This window comes from Amycolatopsis sp. EV170708-02-1 (assembly GCF_022479115.1).
Taxonomy (GTDB): domain Bacteria; phylum Actinomycetota; class Actinomycetes; order Mycobacteriales; family Pseudonocardiaceae; genus Amycolatopsis.
Genome location: NZ_CP092497.1, coordinates 5,738,987 through 5,760,132 on the forward strand (window position 1 = coordinate 5,738,987; position 21,146 = coordinate 5,760,132).

Consider the following 21,146-nt stretch of genomic DNA (forward strand, 5'->3'; position numbering starts at 1 on the left):
CTTGCCGGAATCCCCACGCGCCACAGAGCGGAAACTTGGCAAAAAATTGCGTTTCCCCAGTCGTTCTCCTGGGCAGGCCCTTCCCTGCGGAAATCCACAGTGGACGCATCAGCCGAACCCGATCAGACAGGGAAAACGATGCGCAGCAAGGCCATGACTCTCACCGGTATCTGCACCGCCGCGGCCGGGCTCGCGGTGATGAGCGCGTGCTCCGCGGGCAACGCGCAGCCCGCCCAACCCCAGCAGGCCGCCCCCTCGCAGCAGGTGATCGCCGGGCTCTTCGACGACTGGAACGCCGCGCTGGCGACCGGCGACGCCGACAAGGTCGCCGACCTCTACGCGCCGGACGCGGTGCTGCTGCCGACGGTGTCGAACAAGGTCCGGACCGACCGCGCCGCGATCGTCGACTATTTCCGGCACTTCCTGGCGAACAAGCCGGTCGGCAAGATCGAGCAGGAGGTGGTCGGCGTCCTCGACGCCGACACCGCGGTCAACACCGGTGTCTACCGCTTCGACCTCACCCAGAACGGCTCGCCGCAGCAGGTCCAGGCTCGCTATACGTTCGTCTACGAGCTGCGCGGGGGAAAGTGGCTGATCGTCAACCACCACTCGTCCACCATGCCGGAGAAGAAGCAGGGCTAGGCCGCGCGCAGGCTGATCCTGACGCAGAGACCGCCGCCGACGGCGTCGGTCAGGGCCACGGTACCGCCATCGTCGGTGACCAGTTGTTTCACGATCGCCAGCCCGAGCCCGGATCCGGACGGACCGGTCGTGCCCGCGCCGCGCCAGAACCGGTCGAACGCCCGGTGCCGGTCGGCCGCGGGCAGGCCGGGCCCCTCGTCGGTCACGTCGAGGAGGACATCCTCACCAGACCTGCTCGTCCGGACGGTGACCGCGCCGCCCGCGGGCGAGACCTCGATCGCGTTGGACAACACGTTGTCGAGGATCTGTTCCAGATTTCCCGGGTTGGCCGACACGTTCTGCGCTCCGTCGCCGTGCTCCGCGCGCAGGACAACGGCCCGCTCGGCGGCGACCGCACGCCACACCTCGAACCGGTCATCGACGACATCGGCCACCCGGACCCGCTCCGGCGCGCCCACCGCGGTCTCCGCCCTCGCCAGCACGAGCAGACCGTTGACGAGCCGGTTCATCCGCACGACTTCGGCGGTGGCGAGGTCGATGTCCTCCCGCACCAGCGGATCGGACACCCCGTCCGCGACGTTGTCCAGGGAAAGCCGCAAGGCGGTGAGCGGGGTGCGCAGCTGGTGCGAGGCGTCGGCGATGAACGCGCGCTGAGACCGGACGAGCGTGTCGATCGTTTCCGCCGCGGTGTTCAGCGTCCTGGCCAGCGTGCGGGTCTCGGTCGGCCCGGACTCCAGTACCCGCGCGCCGAGGTCTCCGTCCCGCAGCCGTTGCGCCATCCCGTTGAGTTCGCGGAAGGGCCGGGTGAGCCGCCTGGCCAGCAGGGCACCGAGGATCGCGGCGACGATCAGCACGGCCACGGCGAGTATCGCGCGGAAACCCCAGATCTGCAGCTGCCGCTCGTCCAGCGGTGCGGCGGGGTAACTCACCCGCACCGCGCCGACCACCGCACCGGAGGAATCTCGCGCGGGCACGGCCAGCACCAGGCCTTCGGCTCCCAAGGCGACGGCCTCGCCCCACCGTGCGTCCTCGCGCCCGGTCAACGCGGCGGCGAACGCGGGATCGTCCGGCGCGGCGGGCAACGGCAGCGGAGCGGCCGCGGTCCCGTCGGCCAGCAACGCGTCCAGTCGTCCCGGGGTCTCCTGCTCATAGGCGGCGGCCAGCCGCGCGAGCGCCTGCCGAGACGGGACGTCCGGTGCCGCCAGCAACAACGCCGCGGTCGCTGCCTCACGGCGCACCGACGTCTCCACGTCGCCGCGCAGCTGCCCGGTCAGGACGAAGGCCACCGGCACGGTGAACGCGGCGATCGCGACGGCGACCAGCAGGACATAGCTGACGACCAGCCTGCGGTTCATCAGGACACGACCAGCCGGAACCCGACTCCCCGGACGGTCTCCAGCGTCACCGCGTCGCCGAGCTTGCGGCGCAGCGCGGCGACATGGACATCGAGCGTCTTGGTCGGGCCGAACCAGTTGGCATCCCAGACGGCCTCCATGATCTGCTCGCGGGTCAGCGCCGCACCCGGTTCCTCGGCGAGGAAGACCAGCAAGTCGAACTCCTTGGGCGGCAGGGAAAGCTCCACACCGTCCAGCCGTACCCGGCGGGCCCGCCGGTCGATGACCAGCCGTCCTCCGGCGTGGCTCTCCGGTGCCGTTTCGGAGGACTGTCCGCCGCCCGGCGCCTTGGTCCGCCGGAGCACCGCTCGTATCCTGGCGATGACTTCCCGCACCCCGAAAGGCTTGGAGACGTAGTCGTCCGCGCCGATCTCCAGGCCGACGACCCTGTCGACCTCGTCGGACCGCGCGCTGATGACGATGATCGGCACGTCACTGCGCGCCCTCAGCTCACGGCAGACGTCCAGCCCGTCCGTGTCCGGCAGGCCGAGGTCGAGCAGAACCACCTCACCGATCTCGGCCGCGAGTGCTTCCGCGCCGGTCCGGACCCACTCGACCTCGTAGCCGTACCGGACCAGACCACGCCGGAGGGACTCCGCGATCGGTTCGTCGTCTTCAACCAGCAGTACCCGCACGGGCCGATCATGCCACCACGGCGACCAGGGCACATATCAGCTGTCCACTATGGATTGACGAGGACCACGGGCGAACACACCATGGCCAAGCCGGCTGAGCAAGGCCGCGCTGAATGTCTCGAAGTGGACGATATCGACGAGCGCCGAAGCCGCCTTCGCCGCCAACGAGCCCGCGTCGTCACCTGGCGAATACGTCCTCGCGACAGTGGTGAACAAGGTCAGGCGTGACCGCTGCCCTCAGTCGATCTACGGGCCCATCATGCAGGACCACTTCCAGACGGTCTTTCTTGTCAGTCTTGGACGAAACGCCCCGCAACCCTCCCCTGGCCGTATCGTCAGAACTACGTATTCGCGTGCGACGGCCTTGTTCCCGCGGACCCGGCGCTGTTTGGATCGACCCTCCCAGCCCTCGGAACCCGGGAGATCGTGATGCGCCGAACACGGTCGCTGCTGACCACGCTGACCGTCGCCGTCGCGGCGCTGTCGCTCTCGACAGCGCCGCGACCCGCCGACGCCGCCGGGCCCACCCCTATCCGGACCGCGGTGGTACTGGCCGACTTCGGCGGGAAAACGGTCGATCCCGGGCCGCGCTACCGCGGTTGGCTCACAGACACCTATTTCGGCTCCGCCGACTCACTGCGCTCGTACTACGAGGAGGCCAGTGACCGGCGGATCACGTTCACGCCGATGACCGGGCGCCAGCCGGTGCTCGGCCCGTGGAAGCTCGATCTGGGAGCCACCTGCGACTTCAAAACGATCGAGACCGCGACGCGCCGGCAGCTCGCCGCACACGGGATCGCCGCGTCGGAGTTCGATCGCCTGTCCATCGTCGTCCCGGACATGCGCGGCCAGTGCGCCTGGCTCGGCCTCGGACAGCAGCCTGGCAACGTCCACATGCTGATGGACACCTTCGACCTCGGCCATCTGATTCACGAAAACGGGCACAACTTCGGCTTCTGGCACCTTTTCGGAGCACGTTGCGACACCGGCCTGCTGACGAAATGCGCCGACATCGGCTGGCAGGGCTCCACCCCGATGGGCAAGGGCAGCAGCAAGGCGGGACTGGCCCCGACCGAACTGGTGAAGGCGGGCTGGACATCCCCGGATCAACGGATCGAGAACCCCGCGAGCGGCACGTATTCCCTGACCCCGTTGCACGCCACGGCGGACGTGACCGGACCGCGGATCCTCGACGTACCGATCGACGGTGACGGAGGCCGCCTCATAGTGGCCTACCGCAAGGAAGGGACCACACTCGACACCGCTGTCGAAACGGGCGTCCTGCTGTACAAGACCACCACCGCGAACTACGGCCGTTCCTGGCTGATCGACCCCACACCGGCCACGTCCGAAGACAACACCCTGCCTCCCGGCACCACGGTGACCGCACCGAACGGCACTCGCGTCACCGTGGAATCCGTGACGGATCAAGCCGCAGCGGTCCGGATCGAGGGAGCCACCGCACCGCCCACCCCGACGCCCCCCGCGCCACCCTCGACCCCTCCGCGGACCTGCTGGTGGTTCATCTGCTGGTGAAGGACGGCCCACCCCGCGGCCGTGCCACAAGCTCTCTCCTGACCGGCCTCACCACCGCGCGAACGGTCGACGCCGAACTCGAAAGTGTGGGCAGCGGGGAATCGGACTGTCACGGCTGAACGGCCGGTCAACCGACGCATTGTCCAGAGGATCGACGCGCGGCAAAGCCCTTCTCTGTCAGTACCCGAAATCGGCGGCAGTACCTTTCCGGAATACCCGCGAACGGCAGAGCGGTCATCGAGCGATACCGATGCTCGCCAGAGGGAGTGTCCAAACCAGAGCCGACATGCGAACACGCCTCGACTCGGGCTACGCTCAGCGCCCCGACTGGTTGACGAGGCAGGGAACGGGTGAATTCGTCGACGGAGCCCATGACACCGTGCGGCGTCACATCGTTGGCCCGGCGGACCAGCTACATCGACCGTGCGCAACTGACGACGCGAGCTCTGGAGTTGCTGAACGCCGGGCCGGTGGTCACGTTGACCGGCGCGGGCGGGGTGGGCAAGACGCGATTGGCCGCCGCGGTGGCCGAAACGGTTTCCGGGAAATACCCGGACGGCGTGACTTTCGTCGAGCTGGCCGAGGTGCGAAACGTCGAGCTGTTGCCCAATGTGGTGGCCGAGCGGCTCGGGCTCTACGACCAGTCCGCGCGGCAGCAGCTGGATGTGGTCGCCGACTTTCTGCGGTCCCGCCGTCAGCTGCTCGTGCTGGACAATTGCGAACACGTGCTGGAAACCGGCGCCGACATGGTGGCCGCGCTCGTCGCGGCATGCCCGAAGCTGAACGTGCTCACGACCAGCCGCCAATCCCTGGGAGTTCTCGGCGAACAGGTGCTGGTGGTGCCGCCGTTGTCGGTACCGGACGGCGAGGCGGCCGGCTCGGCGGCCGAGCTGGAAACCTACGAGGCGCCGCGGCTGTTCGCCGATCGGGCACGCGCCGTGCTGCCGGCCTTCGAGATCACCGACGGGAACTGCCGGGACATCGCCGCGATCTGCCGCGGCCTGGGTGGGCTGCCGTTGGCCATCGAGCTGGCCGCGGTACGGCTCCGCGTGTTGTCGGTGTCGCAGCTCAGGACCCGCTTGGCCGATCCGCTTTCTTTGCTGTCACGAGGGCGCAGGGACGGCCCCGCCCGGCATCGGACGCTGCGCGCGACGATCGAGTGGAGCCACGCGCTCTGCTCCGAGCACGAACAACGTGTCCTGGCCCGCGCTTCGGTGTTTTCCGGCGGCTTCGCGCTGGCTGCCGCCGAATGGGTCTGCGCGGGCGACGGAATCCCGGCCGGGGACGTGCTCGACCTGGTGCACGGGCTGATCGACAAGTCCCTGCTGACCGCCGAGGAGGCCGGCGGCGAACTCCGGTACAGCATGCTGGAAACGCTGCGCGAATACGGCGCCGAGCGGCTCGCCGAAACGGGCGAAACGGAACGCGTGGCCCGTCTGCATCGCGCTTGGTGCGCCGACCTCACCGCCCGCTACGCGGCCGGCTGGATCGGGCCGGACCAAGTCGCCTGGCTGCGGCGGATCTCGCTCGAACACGCCAATCTCCGCGCCGCGCTCGAGTACTGCGCCACCGCGCCGGGCGAAGCGGTCGTCGGCCTGCGGATGATCAACCAGCTCGACGTGTACTGGTCCGCGCGTGGGCTGCTCAACGAAGCGCACCGCTGGCTGGACAGGCAGATGGCCGCCGCGCCGCCCGACACCCCGGAGTGGCCGCAGAGTCTCCTGCTCCGCGCGTGGTACTCCGTCCTTCGTGGCGACGCCGACGCCGCGGCGGCCGACGTGCGCGTCAGCCGGGAACTGGCCGAGCGGACCGGCGGCGAGGTCACCGCCGCCTACGCCGAGGCGATACGGGCGACCGCCGTCCTCTACTTCGGCACCGAGCCCGTCGACTGGTTCGGTACGGCCAGGGAGGTGTTCCGGCGGCACGGGCTGACCGCGGCCGAAGCGTACGCCGAATTCCATCACCGGCACGCGACCGCGTTCGACGGCGATCTCGAAACGGCCAGGGAACAGTTCGCCGCGAGCATCGCTGCGGCGGAGGCCACCGGCGAGCTCTACTGGCGGTCTTGGGACTGGTGGGCGTTGAGCGTGACGGAGGAGCTGCACGGCGACCCGGCCGCCTCCGAGCGGGCCGCGCTGGAGTCGTTCCGTTTGCAACAGGTCCTGGGCAACCGGTCGGCCGAGCCCCACACCGTGGTCGCCCTCGGGTGCGCCGCCACCCATCGCGGCGACATGATCCGCGCGGCGACCCTGTTCGGAATCGGCGGGACGATGTGGGCCGCCATCGGTACCGATCCGCGGCGTTTCGGCCGGTTCACCGCGCACAACGTCGAGGTCACGGCACGAGTCGTCAAGACGCTGGGTCTCGACGAGGTCAAGCGGCATTACCGGTTCGGCAAGTCCCTGTCCCGCCAGGACGCCGTGCGTTACGTACTGGAGGGGCCGGCGTCTCCGGCGGCGAGGGCGTCGAGCGCCCCTCTGAGCGCGCGGGAGTTCGAGATCGCCGAACTGGTCACGCGTGGCCTGACCAATCGGCAGATCGCCGCCGAGCTGTTCATCTCGCCGCGGACCGCCGACACGCACCTCAGCCACATCTACACCAAGCTCGGCGTCAGCTCACGCGCCGAACTCGCGGCCTGGGTGGTACGCCGCGCCGATACGCAGGCCGGAGACCCCAATACGTAGTTTCCCGGATGGAGCCGGCCTGCCCGATCGTCCAGGCTCGAAGATCGTCAAGCAGGGCGACTTCAAAGGAGAAGACGATCATGAGCGCACGATGGGGCCGTTGGACGGCGGCAATCGGACTGGCCGTCGGCGCCGTGGCCATACCGGCCCCCGTGGCCGAGGCCACGGCGGCATGCCCGGATCTGGACGTGGTGTTCGCTCGCGGCACCACGGAGATCCCCGGCCCCGGCGTCGTCGGCAAGCCACTCATCCCGGCCGTACAGCGGGCGCTGCCCGGCAAGTCGGTCACCTCGTACGCGGTCGATTACGCGGCTTCGATCGACCAGAGCAGCGCGGGCCCCGGCGCCACCGACATGACCCGCCACGTCGTCCGGCTGGCGGCCGCCTGCCCGAGCACGAAGTTCGTGCTCGGTGGCCTGTCGCAGGGCGCCAGCGTCACCGATATCGCCATCGGCCTCAAAACCGGCCTCGGCACCGGTGAGACCGTGCCGGCCGGCCTCGCCGACCGCGTGGTGGCGGTCGTGGCCTTCGGCAACCCCCTCGGCGGCCTGTTCCGGCAGACGATCAAGGACACCAGCGCCGTCTACGGGCCGAAAGCACTCGAACTCTGCAATCTCGGCGACCTCGTCTGTGGCGGACTCGGCACTCGCGGGCCCGGCTTCGGCCACCTGTCCTACGCGTTCGACGGAAGTGTCGACCTGGCCGCGCGGTTCATCGGCCACCACTACCGGTGATCGAAGGCTTGTTCCTCCGAATGGGCGAAAGCGGGTTAAACTGATCATCCGTCGTACGGAGTCGGATGTGAGGTGGACGTGCTGTCATCCGCGCCGGTCTCGGCCGAGTCGACCAGCTATGTCGGCCGTGCCCAGGAGGGCGCCGCGATACGCCGGTTGCTCGGCCAGGCACGGCTGGTGACGCTCGCGGGTCCCGGCGGGGTGGGCAAGACGAGGCTGGCGGCCAGGGTCATGCGGGACTCCGTCCGGGCCTTCGAGCACGGCGCGGTGTTCGTGGAGCTGGCCCCGGTGCGAGACGGCGCGCTCGTGGCGAACCTGGTCGCGGACCGGCTCGGGCTTCAGGATCGGTCCGACGCGTCGGCGACGCGCATCGTGATCGAACATCTGCGGCACCAGACGCGGCTGCTGGTACTGGACAACTGCGAACACGTCATCGACGCCTGCGCCGGGTTCGTCGCGGAAATCCTGGCCGAATGCCCCCGGGTGGTGGTGCTGGCCACCAGCAGGCAGTCGCTCGCCGTGGCGGGCGAGCGGCTGGTTCCGGTCCAGCCGCTGCCGACCGCGGACGCGGTGCGGTTGTTCCTGGACCGGGCCGCGGCGATCTGGCCGGACGCCGTCGACGGGGAAGCCGCGCGACAGGAGCTCACCGAACTGTGCCGGCGGCTGGACGGACTGCCGCTGGCGATCGAGCTCGCCGCGGCCAGAATCCGTTCACTCTCACCGGCGCAGATCCTCGACCGGTTGTCCGGGCGCCTCACCTTGCTGACCACCGGCCCGCGTCTCGCGCCGCCGAGGCAACAGACGCTACGGGCCACCATCGACTGGAGCTACGAGCTGTGCACACCGTCCGAGCGGACGGTGTGGAAACGGGCTTCGGTCTTCGCCGGTTCCTTCGATCTCGACGCCGCCGTCCAGGTGTGCGGCGGCGGTGACATCGCCCCCGGGAAAGTGCTCGACCTGATCGACGGCCTGCTGGACAAGTCGGTCCTCATCCGTCACGACGAGCAGGGCACCGCCCGCTACCGGCTGCTGGAGGTGCTGCGGGAATACGGCCACGAACACCTGACCTCGGACGGCGAGCAGGACGAGATCGCCAGGCTGCACCGGGACTGGTACGGCAGGCTCGTCACCCTGGCCGACGAAGAATGGCTGAGCCGTCACCTGTACTGGATCGAACGACTGACGCGAGAACACGCGAATCTGCGCGCCGCGCTCGACTGGTCGCTGGCCCGGCGTCAGGAGGCGGGCGTGGCGCTGGCGATGGCTTCCCGCCCCTTCGAGTACTGGCTGCTGCGCGGGCTCTCCTCGGAAGAACGCAGATGGCTCGATCGCGCCCTCGCCGCGGCGGCGCCGGATCATCCCGCACGGCCGTTCGCGCTCTGCGTCGCCGCTCTTCACGCGCTCTGGCAAGGGGATCACGAGAATCTGGGCAGGCTTCTTGACGAGGTCGAGCAGCTGGCGGCCGCGGGCACGGACGAAGAGCTGACCGCGCGCATCCTGCACATCCGCGCCTTCGCCGCCATGATGGCGGGCGGGCCCGAGTCAGTCGACCTCGCGGCTGAAGCCTGTGCGATCTTCCGGGCGCACGGGCTCGTGCGGGCCGAGCTGCACCCGCTGTTCATCCACGGTGTCTCGATCGCCTACCGCGACCGCGACCTCGCCACGGCGCGCCGCCTGCTGTCCCGGATGAACGCCGTGGCCACCGAACACGGGGCGACCTTCTACCAAGCGATGTCCCTGTTCGGGCTGGCCGTGGTCGAAGTCGAGTTCGGCGAAACCGATGCCGCCGCCGAAGCGGCCGCCGAGGCACTACGGCTCGACGTGCTCGCCGGTGACCTCCACGGTCGCGCCTACCGGATCGACACCTTGGCCTGGATCGCCACCCGACGAGGCGAGCACTCCCGCGCGGCCACCCTGTTCGGCATCGCCGCCACGGTATGGGACCGCATCGGGACCTCACCCGATTTCGCCGTCGCCATTCCCCACCGCCGGCATCTCAAACGGACGAGGCAAGAACTCGGCGACGCCCGGTTCGACGAGGCGTTCACCGCCGGCCGCCTGCTTCCCGACGAGGACGGCCTCCGCTACGCCCTCGACGAGCGCGCCCCCGAACCCGAACCGGCGCACGGGGAACCCGCGAACCCCTTGAGCCCGCGGGAAACCGAGATCGCGGAGCTGGTCGCCGAAGGACTGACCAACCGTGACATCTCCACGAAGCTGGTGATCTCGCCGCGCACGGCCGAGACCCACGTCCAGCACATCATGACCAAGCTCGGCTTCCACTCCCGCGCGCAGATAGCGGTGTGGTCGGTCAGCCGCCACACCGAACTCATCTGAACCCGCTCAAGCCGTCCCACGGACGAGATCCGTTTTCGAAAGCTACGCAAGATCACGGATGGTGCTCGTACTGGCATCGCGCAAGACTTCGGGCTCTCGCTTTGCCATCCCCGATTCGAGGAGTAAGCCGTGCGCCGAGTCCTGCCCAGCCTTGCCGCGATCACCTTGGTGGCCACCACGCTGACCTCAGGGTCCGCCTCCGCGAGCACCACCGGCTCCTATGTCGCGCTCGGCGACTCCTACACCTCGGGCACGCTGATCCCGAACACGGTCGACCTGCCCTGCACCCGCTCCGACCACAACTACCCGTCACTGGTCGCCGCGAAACTCGCCCCGCGCTCGTTCACCGACGTCAGCTGTAGCGGTGCGGCGACCCCGGATATGACCAACAGCCAGCTGCTGGCGGGGAACCCGCCCCAGTTCGACGCGTTGAAGCCGGACACCGACCTGGTCACCGTCGGCATCGGCGGCAACGACATCCCCTTCGGTGAGATAGTGCTCAACTGCGGCGCCCGCGGCGTATTCGTGCCGCACGGCTCGCCGTGCAAGAACTTCTACACCAGCGGCGGCAAGGACGCGTTGGCCGCCAAAGTACGCGCGGTCGGCCCGAAGGTCGGCAAGGTGCTCGATGGAATCCATCAGCGTTCCCCGCGGGCCAAGGTGGTGCTCGTCGGCTACCCGACGGTGATGCCCGACTCCGGCGCGAACTGCTGGCCGTCGATTCCCATCTCCGACGGCGACGCGCCGTACCTGCGCGACATCACGAAGCTGCTCAACCAGGTCCTCGCCGAGCAGGCCTCCGCACACGACGCGATCTTCGTCGACACGTACACCAGCAGCATCGGCCACGACGTCTGCCGTCTCCCGTTCGTCAAATGGATCGAGGGCATCCTGCCCACCTCACCCGGCAGCCCGGTGCACCCGAACGCCGCCGGCACGGACAACCAGGCACGCCAGGTACTCGCCGCGCTCGCGGCGCACAGGTGATGTCTCCGCGGGCCTGTGCCACATGCTCACCGGCTTCCACCAAGGAATCCTGCGCCGTTCAGCCCGGCAGGCGAACCGGACGCTGTACGCGGGGCCGGCCGAAGTTCGCCTGCGCGGCTTGGAGTGCCCGGCGCGCGAGTGCGACGACGACCGACCAGTGCGGCAGTACGGCGGTCCGGCCAGGCGGCACGACCCAGCGGCAGTCCGGCGCCGACCGGCCCGGCACGGGGAGCACGACCGCCCTGCCGGCGGGCAGCGTCCGGACTTGGGCGCGATCGAGGTCGCAGGGAAGCACGGTGCCCGGCGGCCGCGCGATCGTGAAGAAGGTCAGGCGTTCCCCACGTCCCGTCGACAGCACCACAGCCGGCTGCAATGCGGATATCAGCCCGTGGACGACGGCACTCGCGAGTGGCTCGGGGATCACGAGCATGGACATGCGCCGGTCAGGGGTCACCGTCACGTGACAGGCCTCCACGTCGAGCCCGACCGGCCGGCCGAAGCTCTCCCGATAGGCGGCGCACGCGATCGCGAGCGCCCTTCGCTCACCACCACTCGTTCCTGAGCACATCACGATCCTCCGTTCGAATGCCGGGGTGATCCCGCTTCCGGCATTTCGGGACGTTAATCGCGGATGACGGCGCATACATCCGTCGAATTACGCACACCGGTCAGCTTTTCGTGACCGCCGGCTCAGCGAACCCCCCATCGCCGGAAGCACGGGCGGGAAATACGCATCCGGCTACGTAGTTCGACTGACCTCACGACAGCGCGTTTCGGGCACGCTTGCCCCTTATCTCACCCAGTGTTGCGGAAGGGGTATCCGATGCCGAAGGTCAGGAACACCGCGTCTCATTCGGGACGATGGCGGAAAACAGTCCCTACCGTGGGCCTTGTGCTGACCGCGCTCGGGGCGTTGGCCGGGCAGGGGCAGGCATCGGCCGCCGAGGGCGAAATCCGCGGCGCCGACTCCCAGCAGGCCATCAAGGGCTCCTACATCGTAGTGCTCAAGGACGGCATTTCGACGCGGTCCGCAGTGGGTTCGCAGGCACAGAAATACGGCGCCACCGTCAAACATCGGTACGACAAGGCACTCAACGGCTACGCGGCCGATATGAGCGAGTCACAGGCCAGGCGGCTCGCCGCCGATCCGTCGGTCGCCTACGTCCAGCAGAACCAGACGATCCGCCTGAGCGAGTCGCAGCCCAATCCCCCGTCATGGGGTATCGACCGGATCGACCAGCCCGACCTGCCACTCGGGAACAGCTATCAGTACTCCACGGGCGCGTCCGGTGTGCACGCCTACATCCTCGACACCGGTATCGACACCGCGCACAACGACTTCGAAGGCCGCGCGACGTGGGGGCTCAACGCCGTCGGAGACGGTAAGGACACCGACTGTCACGGTCACGGCACCCACGTCGCGGGCACCATCGGCGGCAAGCGCCACGGCGTCGCCAAGGCGGTCGAGCTCACCGCGGTGAAAGTGCTGAGCTGTTCAGGCCAAGGCGACACGTCCACTGTGGTCGCCGGCATCGACTGGGTCACCACGAACGCCGAGAAACCCGCCGTGGCGAACATGAGTCTCGGCGGCGGCTCGGACCCCGCGCTCGACGAAGCGGTCAAACGGTCCGTCAGCGCGGGAATCACCTACTCGCTGGCCTCCGGGAACGGCAATGTCTTCGGTATGCCGCAAGACGCCTGCCGGACATCGCCGGCCAGGGTCGGCGGCTCCGCGGGTACAGCCATCACCGTGAACGCCTCGGACAAGAAGGACTCCAAGGCGTCGTTCTCGAACTACGGCCGTTGCACCGACGTCTACGCACCGGGCGTCGACATCACCTCGGCGTGGATCGGCTCGGACACGGCGACCAAATCGGCTTCGGGAACGTCGATGGCCGCCCCGCACGTCGCCGGTGCCGCCGCCCTCTACCTCGCGGGCCACCCGTCGGCCACCCCCGCACAGGTCAAGCAGGCGCTCGTCGGCGCTGCGTCGCAGGGGAAGATCAAGGGCGTCACCAGCGACACCCCGAACCGTCTCGTCTACACCGGGCAGGGTGGCCAGACCCCGCCGCCGGCGCCCGGCCCGGATCCCGAACCCGAGCCGAAGCCGTGGTACTGCATGTGGGTGCCGGAGCCGTTCTGCTTCTGAGCCGGAACGTCGAACGGCGTCGCGTCCGGCCTTTCACTCCTTGTTCGGCACCAGGTACAGCTCCTGCTTTCCGAGAGTCGGCGCGTCGAGTATCCAGTGCGCGAGCGCGTCCGGCGGTGGGGCTGCCAGCCTGCGCAGCACGAGTTCGGGGCGGCGGGGCCGGACGTCGAAGTCGAAGAAGGCGTAGTTCACGCGGAGTATCGCGCGGATCCAGCGGTTGTCCTTGCCGCGCGCCTCGATCGCGGCCGGCAGCAGGCCACGGTCGGAGAACACGTCGACGACCGGGCAGCCGCAACTGTAGGCGAGGACGCCGATTTCGCCCGCGCTGCCGACGGTCCGGCCTCCGGTGAGCGCACCCAGTTCCGCTCCGATACGTGCGTACTGCGCGCTCGAGGTGTAGTTCGACGTGAACGGCGCGTACGTGCGGGGAAGTCCGGCAGCCGCGTACGCGATCAGACCGGCGACGATCAGCGCGAGCACCCCGCCGGCCGCGACCCGGTGCGAAACCGCCACGGCACAGACGACAACGGTCGCCGCGGAGAGGCCGGGTCCGTAGTACCAGTGGTAGGGCGGAACCGCCAGCAGCACATAGCCGAGGTGGTAAAGCAGGCCGCCGAGGGCGAGCACCACGAACGGCCGCAGCCCGGCGGGGATCCCGCGCCGCCGGACGGCGAGCGTCGCCACGGCGAGGACGGCGAGGGCCGCGGGCAGGAAGGCCAGCGCCGCCATCACCGGTGAACTCCGCGCGTAGAACAGCGGACCGTTGCCGAAGTTCCAGGCGCCCCAAGCGTGTTGCGCGCCCTGGAGCGTCTTGATCACAACGGTGTCCGGTACCGCCGCGCCGAGCACCATCCAGCTGAAGCCGAACCACGGCAGCGTGATCAGCCCGGCGCCGAGCAGCGACCGTCCCGTGCCGGGACGGAGGAAGACGAAGAGCGCCACCGCGAACACGATCAGGTCCAGCCGGACCAGCGCGAGCAGACCGGCTGTCAGACCGAAGGCGAAGGGCTCCTTCTCGACGGCGAACACAGTGAGCCAGCCCAGGACCGCCACGCCGAGGGTGACCTCGAGCCCGATCGACGAGAGCAGAAGCGGGTTCGCGGTCAGCGCCGCGAGTGTCAGTGCGGGGAACCGGCCCGGCAACCCGGCCGCCGCGCCGAGCCTGCGCAACCCCAGGGCGAGAAAGACCTGGCATAGCACGAACAGCACTCCGGCGGCGAAGACGGCGTCGCGGACGAAGAAGGTCAGGGCCGCCAGGATGAGCACGTTCGCCGGGGACGTCGCGGTGTTCGACGTCGCGTCGGCGAGCAGGCCCCAGTGGCCGTGGAAGGCGACGTTGCGCGCGTACGCCAGCGTGATGAACGTGTCGTCGATCAAATGCGGGCGGGCGAGCAGGAACACCACCGCCGAGAGCGCCGCTACGGACAGGGGCATCCGCCAGGACCTCGCCTGGTTGTCCGTCGTCCGGACCTGTTCCATGATCATGGTTTGATGTGGCTTCCCCGACCCGGAAAGTTGCGCGCAACGTTCTGCCGGTGCCGGCCACAACCAGGGTGTGAGCAGTCTTGCGATCGGGGTGGGGGTACCGGTGGAGCAGACCGGTGACCGGGAACTGTGGGCCCGCGCGGCCGGCGGCGACGAAGGAGCGTTCGGTGAGCTGTTCGAGCGGCACGCCGAGGCCCTGTGGAACTACACGTATCGCCTGACCGGTTCGTGGAGCAGCGCCGAGGACCTGGCGTCCACGACGTTCCTCATCGCCTGGCGGCGACGGGCCGAGGTGACCCTGGTGCGGGACAGCGCCCTGCCGTGGCTCTACACGGTCGCGGCCAATGTCGCCCGTGACGAGCACCGCGGTGCTCGCCGCCGGCTGCGGCTGCTCGGGAAGCTCCCCGCCCAGCCCGCCGTATCCGACCACGCCGATTCGGTGGCCGAGAAGATCGACGGCCAGCGCCGGCTGGGGCGAGTCGCCGAAGCCGTCCGGTCGCTGCCGAAATCGCAACGCGAAGTCGTCGAACTGTGCCTGGCCGCGGAGGTGAGCATCGCCGACGCCGCGGAATTGCTGGGCATCGCCGAAGTCACCGTCCGCGCCCATCTTTCCCGGGGACGAGCCCGGCTTCGTACCTTGCTGGAGGAGAAATGAGCGGCGAACCCGTGTACCCGCCTCGCCAGGCGATGCCGGACGACGTCCGCGCCCGGATGCGATCGGCCGTCCGCGAGGGGATCGCGAAGCCGCGGCGGACGGCTCGCATCTGGTACGCCGCCGCGGCGGCGGTCGTTCTCGTCGCGTCCGGTGTCGCCGCCGCGACTCAGTCACTTCGTCAGCAGGGCACGGAGCCCGGCCCCGAACCGGCCGCCGGCGGGCTCACCCTGGACGTCGGGCTGGCGACGTCGTCGCTCGACCGCTGCTGGGCCGCGGTGCGGGCCGCGGGGAAGACGGACCGAGTCGCCCCGCGCGAGGAATGGGTTCCCCACTTCACGGACGTCATGCTGGACGTTTCGGTCGTCGCCGCGACGGCGGCGGGAAAGCCGATGTTCTGCGAGACGACGCCGAGCACCGTGACCTTGTCCGACCCGAACGCCGCCCCCGCCTATGCGCCCGGCACCCGCACCGGACTGCTCCTGCAAAGCTCGACCGGACTGATCGGCGGGGTCCTCGACCCGGCCTGGCCGGGTGCGGGTCTCGCGTTCCAGGCCGAGGATTCCGGCGGCGGGGACACCGTGGAAGCCTCGCCCCTGACACATCAGTTCGTCTCGTTCACCTGGACCGCCCCCGCGAAGACACGACTGTCCGTCTACGAACCCGTCGGAGCGACGACCACGAGCCTGCCGCCGGCTCCGGCGCCACTGCTTTCGGCCGTCGACCGCCCGGTCCCCCCGGCCGACCGGACCTCGCCCGCGGGACATGCGCTGGGCGAATGTCTGTCCGGCGCGGCGGACGCCGTCGCCGACGCGGCGGGCTACCGGCCGGGCGCGCTGCTTGAGCAGGACGGCTATCGGGTCGTTCTCGGTCGTTCGGGCGACCGGAGCCTGGCGTGCACGACCGTCCCGGACCCACGGCGACCCGGCAGGCTGAAGATGCGGGTCTACCAAGACCATTTCGAGCTCCCGCCGGAGCAGCCCCGGACGATCCCGATGCAGCCCCTGGGCGGTGTCGAAGACGGCGGCGACCGGAGCAACGCCCGGACACCGTTCGCCGGGACCCGGCTGCCGGCGACGGCGGTCACGGTGACCTGTGACTTCGGCGCCGGACTGACCTCGACAACCGCTGTGGTCGACGGGACCTTCGTGGTCTTCGTTCCGAAAGAGGTGAACGATCCGTTCCCGCAAGGGGTTCGCATTCAAGCGCGTGATGCCCACGGCACCGTCGTGCTCGACAGGACTCTGTAGCCGGGCCGCCGGCTCGCCGACAAAGGTCTTGATCGTGGGTGACGGGCGGGATCGTCGTCCCCGCGGCGACCGCGATACCCAATGCCTCGCCGTCGTGGTGTGCGGCAACGTCGTCTACAACGTCGCCGCCACGCTGCCACCGGATCTCGGCTAGTCCGGCCGTGACCTGGTGACCGTCAGCTGGCCCGGCCGGGGAGTTTGACGGCCGCGACCCGCTCGACCGTGCCGAGTTCGCGCCGTTCGCTGCGCGTCACCTCGAATCCGGTGCATCTCGGCGATCGCATCGCCGTCTTCGCCGACGGACATGACGGCCACGGCCCGATCGCACATCTTCGATCCGCAGGCCCGAGTGACCGAAGTGGACGGTCGCGTCATCGGATTGACGACCGTGAATGTCACAGGTTCTCGAGGGTCGTCTTGTTGCCGTGCTCGAACGCGGCGGCGAAATCGCGCTCTCCCAGCGCTTGCCGAATGGCTGCCGTGATCCGCTCGACGTCACCTCGTTCGGCAGGAGGCAAGGGCGCGCCCGCGGATCGTCTCAGCACGGCGGCCATGCCCAGCAGATGCGCGGCATGGCCGTGGCGCCCGGCGAGGGCTTCCGCACCGGCCAGGCCTTCCAGCGCGAGTGCGATCGCGCGCGGGTCCGCTGTGGAGCGGGCGGCGCGGAAACCGTCCAGGTGCAGGGCGAGCGCCTTCGCGGTGTCACCGCGTTGCTCGGCGATGAAGCCGAGCTCGGCGAGGATGAGTGCAACGCCGGCGTCGCCGTCCCAACGGCGGCACCAGTCGAGCCAGTTCCGCAGGTGCTTCTCCGCCGCGTCGAGCCTGCCCTGCCGTCGGGCACCGAGACCGAGACCGACCTCGGCGTACTGGATACCCCGATGGTGCGACTGCTCGATGGCGAGCCGCATCGACCGGTGATGCCAGTGGTCGGCCGCGGCGTAGTCGCCGTCGAGCAGGGCGATCCGGCCGAGCCCGGACAGTTCCCACGCGGCTTCGGTCCGCAGGCCGAGCTCCTCGGCGGTGCGCAGCCCGTCGCGGTGCAGCCGGGCCGCCGAGCCGTAGTCACCGATGATTTCGGCCAGCACGGCGAGAACCTGGCCGGCCTTGAGATGGCCCCAGTCGTCACCGAGTTCGTCGAAGACGGCCAGACTTTCCGCGCCGAGCCGTTCGGCCACGCCGAGATCACCCCGGGCGAGCGCGAGTGCCGCCCGCGTGGTCGACACGGCCGCGATCCCCCACCGGTCCTCGGTGGCCCGGAAGGCCGACAGCGACCGGTCGGCCAAGCCCTCGCTGGCGGCCGGGGCGCCGAAACCCGCCTGCGCGAACCCGAGGAACCATTCCATTCTGGCCCGGGTGACCGGGTCGTCGATTCCGCCGCACAGCCGTCGCATCTCCTCGGGTACTGGCGCCGGTGTGCCGGTGTCCCGGATCATCAGGGAGATTCCCGCGTGCCATACCTGAGCGACGGCGCCGGCGGCGCCGCGGTCCGAGTCGCTGTCGAGCCCCAGGACGAGTTCGAACGCTCGGCGGGCTTCGCCGAGCCTGCCGCGGAGGAACCAGTACCACCCCAGAGCGCCGACCAGCCGTAGGCCGAGCGCGACGTCGCCGTCGTCCACGAGGCTGTCGAGCGCGCGGCGGAGGTTGGCGGTCTCGGCGTCGAGCGATGCCAGCCACTGCCTCTGCGCACCGCCGCGCAGGTGCGGTTCGGCTTGTTCGGCCAGCTCCGTGTAGTGCCGGGCGTGTCCGCGCCGCATTCGCGCCGTTTCGCCGGCTTCTTCGAGGCGTTCCCGGCAGTACGCCGCGATCGATTCGAGCAACCGGTACCTGGCTCCCGAAGGGGTGTCGACCACGACGACCAGCGACCGATCGACCAACCTGGCCAGCAGGTCCAGGACGTCGTCCGGTCGCACGCCGTCTCCGGCGCACAAGGTTTCGGCGGCGGCGAGAGAGCAGCTGCCGGCGTGGACGGCCAGGCGGCGCAACACGATCCGTTCCGCCTGGGTCAGCAGCTGCCAGCTCCAATCGATCATCGCCTCTAGGGTCCGGTGGCGGGCCGGCCCGCCACGCCGTCCGCCGGTCAGCAAGCGGAACCGGTCGTTCAGCCGCGTGGCGAGTTCCCGCACGTCCAGTGCCCGCACCCGAGTGGCGGCCAGCTCGATGGCGAGGGGGATGCCGTCGAGGTGACGGCAGACGACGGCGACGGCGTCGGCGTTGCCCGCGTTCAGCTCGAAGCCCGGTGCGGCGGCGGAGGCGCGGGCCACGAACAACTCGACGGCGCTGGACCGCCGCAGGACGGACGGCGGTGTGCCGGGCTCGGGTAGCTCCAGCGGAGGCACGGGCTGGAGGAGCTCTCCTTCGATGGCCAGCGGCTCCCTGCTGGTCGCCAGGATGTGCAGCCCTGGCGCGGCCGCCAGCAGCCGTCCGGCCAGGTCTGCGACCGCGTCGACGACGTGCTCGCAGTTGTCGAGGACCAGTAGCGATCGCCGGGTACGCAGCGATGCTGTGAGCCGTTCGATCAGCGGGACCCGCCCACCCGTGGGCAAGGGACCCGCCGGGGTGTCGTCGCGAAGATCGAGGACCCTCGCCACCAGATCGACCACCGCGGTACCGGGGTCGCCGTCCTCGGCTCGGTCCAGTGCGCTCAGTTCGACCAGCCAGGTGCCGTCCGGGAAGGCGTCTGCCAGCTGCCGGGCGGTCTCCACCGCCAGCCGGGTCTTGCCGACTCCTCCCGGGCCGGTGAGGGTCACCAGCCGACCGGAGTCCAGCATCGACCGCACCGTCGGCAGGGCTTCCGCGCGGCCGATCAAGGGCGTCAGCGGAGCCGGAAGGTTCGTCCGCGGTCTCGTCAGGTTCGCCGCCGGGGCAGCCGCGGGGCCCAAAGTGGGCGCCTGCGCCAAAATCGCCTGGTGCAGGTCGGCCAGCTCGGGGCTGGGATCCACCCCGAGTTCGTCGGCCAGCTGCCGTCGCAGGATGTGATAGCCGGCCAGCGCCTCGCTCTGGCGACCGGCGAGGTAGAGCGCGCGCATCTGCGCCGCCCGTAACCGTTCTCGTAGCGGGTGCGCCGCCACGAGGTCACCCAGCTCGCTCGCCACCGCGGCGCCGTCACGATCGTCAGCGTCCAGCCTCGCCTCGGCCTGTTCCTCGATCGCGTACAGCCGTTGTTCCTCCAGGCGTTGCGCGAGGGGCCGGGCGAAGTCGGTGTCCTCGAAACCGGCGAATGCCCGTCCCCGCCACAAACCCAGCGCCTCCGACAGGACCGCCGCCCGTGCCGCCGGATCGCGAACTGTCCGCGCGTGGGCGAGCAGAGCCTGGAACCGGTGCATGTCCAGCGCTTCCGGGCCGACACGCAGCAAATACCCAGGACGGCGCGACACCACCAGCTCCCGGCCGCCCGGCTCGGCCTCCGCGAGCGCCCGCCGCAGCTGCCACACCCTGGTCTGCAGCGTGTTGGCGGGGTTGCCGGGCAGCGCGTCGCCCCACAGGTCCGCGATGAGCCGGTCGGCCGTCACCAGGCGGCCGTCGTTGGCCAGCAGGTCGGCGAGCAGGGCACGGACCTTCGATTCGCGGATCGTTACCGGTGTCCCGTCCGCCGTCCACACCTCAAGCGGACCGAGCACCCCGAAACGCACGTCACCACAGTAACCCTGCCGGACCTAGACCAGACCTTGACCGGACCAAGCGCGGCTCACCTGAGGCTGCGGATCGGAAGAACCCCGCTGAACCGAATGGAGTTTTCGTGAGTGAGCAAGATGCCCTCGACCCGGTGACGGTCGTCGGACTCGGCGCCATGGGCAAGGCGCTCGCGGCGGCGTTGCTGAAGGCAGGCCATCGGACGACCGTGTGGAACCGGTCCGCCGCCAAAGCCGACACCCTCGTCGCCGACGGAGCCGTGCGAGCGGACTCGATCACCGAAGCGGTCACCGCCAGCCCGGTGGTCATCGTCTGCCTGCTCGACTACGAGGTCACGCGCGATGTGCTCGCCACCGCCGCCGATGCCCTTTCCGGTCGCCTCGTGGTGAACCTGAGCAACGGCACTCCGAACCAGGCCCGCGAGACCGCGGTCTGGGCGGCCGGGCACGGCGCCGAGTACCTCGACGGCGGCATCATGGCCGTGCCACCGATGATCGGCCGCCCAGAGGCTCTCGTGCTCTACAGCGGATCCCAGCCCGCCTTCGACCACCACCAGGACATGCTCGGCCGCCTCGGCGACAGCCGGTACCTCGGCACCGATGCCGGACTGGCGTCGCTTTACGACCTCGCCCTGCTCAGCGCGATGTACGGACAGGCCGCTGGAGCCCGGCACGCGCTCGCCCTCATCGCCACCGAGCGAGCCGATCTGCCGGAATTCACCTCGTCACTGCTCATCCCCTGGCTCACCGCCATGACCATCGGACTGCCCGCGCTCGCCGAGCAGAACGACGCCGTCCGAGAAGCCGAAGACCCCGTGTCCCCGGAAAGCATGCAGGCGGTCGCCATCGCCAACATCGCCGAGGCCAGCACCGGCCAGGGCGTCGACGGCGAACTGCTCTCCCACCTGCTCGTCCCGCTCCGTGACCTCATCGGCCACCGCGGCACCGGCCACGATCTGCCGGGTCTGATCGACCTGGCCAGGAAGGCGGCGCTCTGATGCCGACGGGGAAATACACGGGCAATTAGGCCGT

At 69.8% G+C, this 21,146-nt stretch carries 15 protein-coding genes; 10 read left to right on the plus strand and 5 right to left on the minus strand.

The window, feature by feature from the left end:
• Window positions 1-138 precede the first annotated feature (138 nt).
• Entirely contained in the window at window positions 139-642 is a 504-nt protein-coding gene (locus tag MJQ72_RS25850; RefSeq protein WP_240593601.1) for an SgcJ/EcaC family oxidoreductase, read from the plus strand.
• Here the strand turns inward: MJQ72_RS25850 and MJQ72_RS25855 are convergent.
• The gene (locus MJQ72_RS25855) at window positions 639-1,997 is read right to left on the minus strand and encodes a HAMP domain-containing sensor histidine kinase (protein WP_240593602.1); all 1,359 of its coding nucleotides are present in this window, start codon (window positions 1,995-1,997) and stop codon (window positions 639-641) included. The two genes, MJQ72_RS25850 and MJQ72_RS25855, sit on opposite strands and share 4 nt — an antisense overlap.
• Window positions 1,997-2,671 (minus strand): response regulator transcription factor, encoded by a 675-nt coding sequence (locus tag MJQ72_RS25860; RefSeq protein ID WP_240593603.1) that lies wholly within the window; start codon window positions 2,669-2,671, stop codon window positions 1,997-1,999. Before MJQ72_RS25860 ends, MJQ72_RS25855 begins: the two co-directional genes overlap by 1 nt.
• 429 nt (window positions 2,672-3,100) lie before the next feature.
• Here MJQ72_RS25860 and MJQ72_RS25865 point away from each other — a divergent pair, with 429 nt between their 5' ends.
• From MJQ72_RS25865 to MJQ72_RS25890, 5 genes are all read left to right on the plus strand, one after another.
• Window positions 3,101-4,207 (plus strand): hypothetical protein, encoded by a 1,107-nt coding sequence (locus MJQ72_RS25865; protein WP_240593604.1) that lies wholly within the window; start codon window positions 3,101-3,103, stop codon window positions 4,205-4,207.
• Between the two features lie 371 nt (window positions 4,208-4,578).
• The gene (locus MJQ72_RS44915; RefSeq protein ID WP_315860753.1) at window positions 4,579-6,891 is read left to right on the plus strand and encodes a LuxR C-terminal-related transcriptional regulator; all 2,313 of its coding nucleotides are present in this window, start codon (window positions 4,579-4,581) and stop codon (window positions 6,889-6,891) included.
• An 80-nt stretch (window positions 6,892-6,971) separates the two neighbouring features.
• On the plus strand, window positions 6,972-7,625 hold the full coding sequence (locus MJQ72_RS25880; RefSeq protein WP_240593605.1) for a cutinase family protein: 654 nt from the start codon (window positions 6,972-6,974) through the stop codon (window positions 7,623-7,625).
• Between the two features lie 72 nt (window positions 7,626-7,697).
• Window positions 7,698-9,962, plus strand: coding sequence for a LuxR C-terminal-related transcriptional regulator (locus MJQ72_RS25885; protein ID WP_240593606.1), 2,265 nt, complete (start codon window positions 7,698-7,700; stop codon window positions 9,960-9,962).
• Between the two features lie 129 nt (window positions 9,963-10,091).
• A complete protein-coding gene (locus tag MJQ72_RS25890; protein ID WP_240593607.1) occupies window positions 10,092-10,949 on the plus strand; it encodes an SGNH/GDSL hydrolase family protein in 858 nt (285 codons plus the stop codon).
• 58 nt (window positions 10,950-11,007) lie between these two features.
• On the opposite strand, the gene MJQ72_RS25895 is transcribed toward MJQ72_RS25890, so the two are convergent.
• Window positions 11,008-11,517, minus strand: coding sequence for a hypothetical protein (locus MJQ72_RS25895; protein WP_240593608.1), 510 nt, complete (start codon window positions 11,515-11,517; stop codon window positions 11,008-11,010).
• A 315-nt stretch (window positions 11,518-11,832) separates the two neighbouring features.
• Between MJQ72_RS25895 and MJQ72_RS25900 the strand changes: the two genes are divergently transcribed.
• Window positions 11,833-13,098, plus strand: a complete 1,266-nt coding sequence (locus tag MJQ72_RS25900; protein WP_240593609.1) for a S8 family peptidase — start codon at window positions 11,833-11,835, stop codon at window positions 13,096-13,098.
• 33 nt (window positions 13,099-13,131) lie between these two features.
• Here the strand turns inward: MJQ72_RS25900 and MJQ72_RS25905 are convergent, their stop codons facing one another.
• Window positions 13,132-14,532, minus strand: a complete 1,401-nt coding sequence (locus MJQ72_RS25905; protein WP_240593610.1) for a hypothetical protein — start codon at window positions 14,530-14,532, stop codon at window positions 13,132-13,134.
• Between the two features lie 121 nt (window positions 14,533-14,653).
• On the opposite strand from MJQ72_RS25905, the gene MJQ72_RS25910 reads away from it, so the two are divergent.
• Together MJQ72_RS25910 and MJQ72_RS25915 are read left to right on the plus strand one after the other, a co-directional pair.
• Window positions 14,654-15,238: an RNA polymerase sigma factor gene (locus MJQ72_RS25910; protein ID WP_240593611.1), complete on the plus strand. Its 585-nt coding sequence runs from the start codon at window positions 14,654-14,656 to the stop codon at window positions 15,236-15,238.
• The gene (locus tag MJQ72_RS25915; RefSeq protein ID WP_240593612.1) at window positions 15,235-16,485 is read left to right on the plus strand and encodes a hypothetical protein; all 1,251 of its coding nucleotides are present in this window, start codon (window positions 15,235-15,237) and stop codon (window positions 16,483-16,485) included. The genes MJQ72_RS25910 and MJQ72_RS25915 overlap by 4 nt, the downstream gene beginning before the upstream one ends.
• Before the next feature lie 395 nt (window positions 16,486-16,880).
• Here MJQ72_RS25915 and MJQ72_RS25920 read toward each other — a convergent pair whose 3' ends face one another.
• Window positions 16,881-20,114, minus strand: coding sequence for a BTAD domain-containing putative transcriptional regulator (locus tag MJQ72_RS25920; protein WP_240593613.1), 3,234 nt, complete (start codon window positions 20,112-20,114; stop codon window positions 16,881-16,883).
• A 107-nt stretch (window positions 20,115-20,221) separates the two neighbouring features.
• Here MJQ72_RS25920 and MJQ72_RS25925 point away from each other — a divergent pair, with 107 nt between their 5' ends.
• Window positions 20,222-21,112 carry an NAD(P)-dependent oxidoreductase gene (locus MJQ72_RS25925; RefSeq protein ID WP_240593614.1) on the plus strand — a complete coding sequence of 297 codons (891 nt, stop codon included), beginning with the start codon at window positions 20,222-20,224 and terminating at the stop codon, window positions 21,110-21,112.
• Window positions 21,113-21,146: the final 34 nt, after the last annotated feature.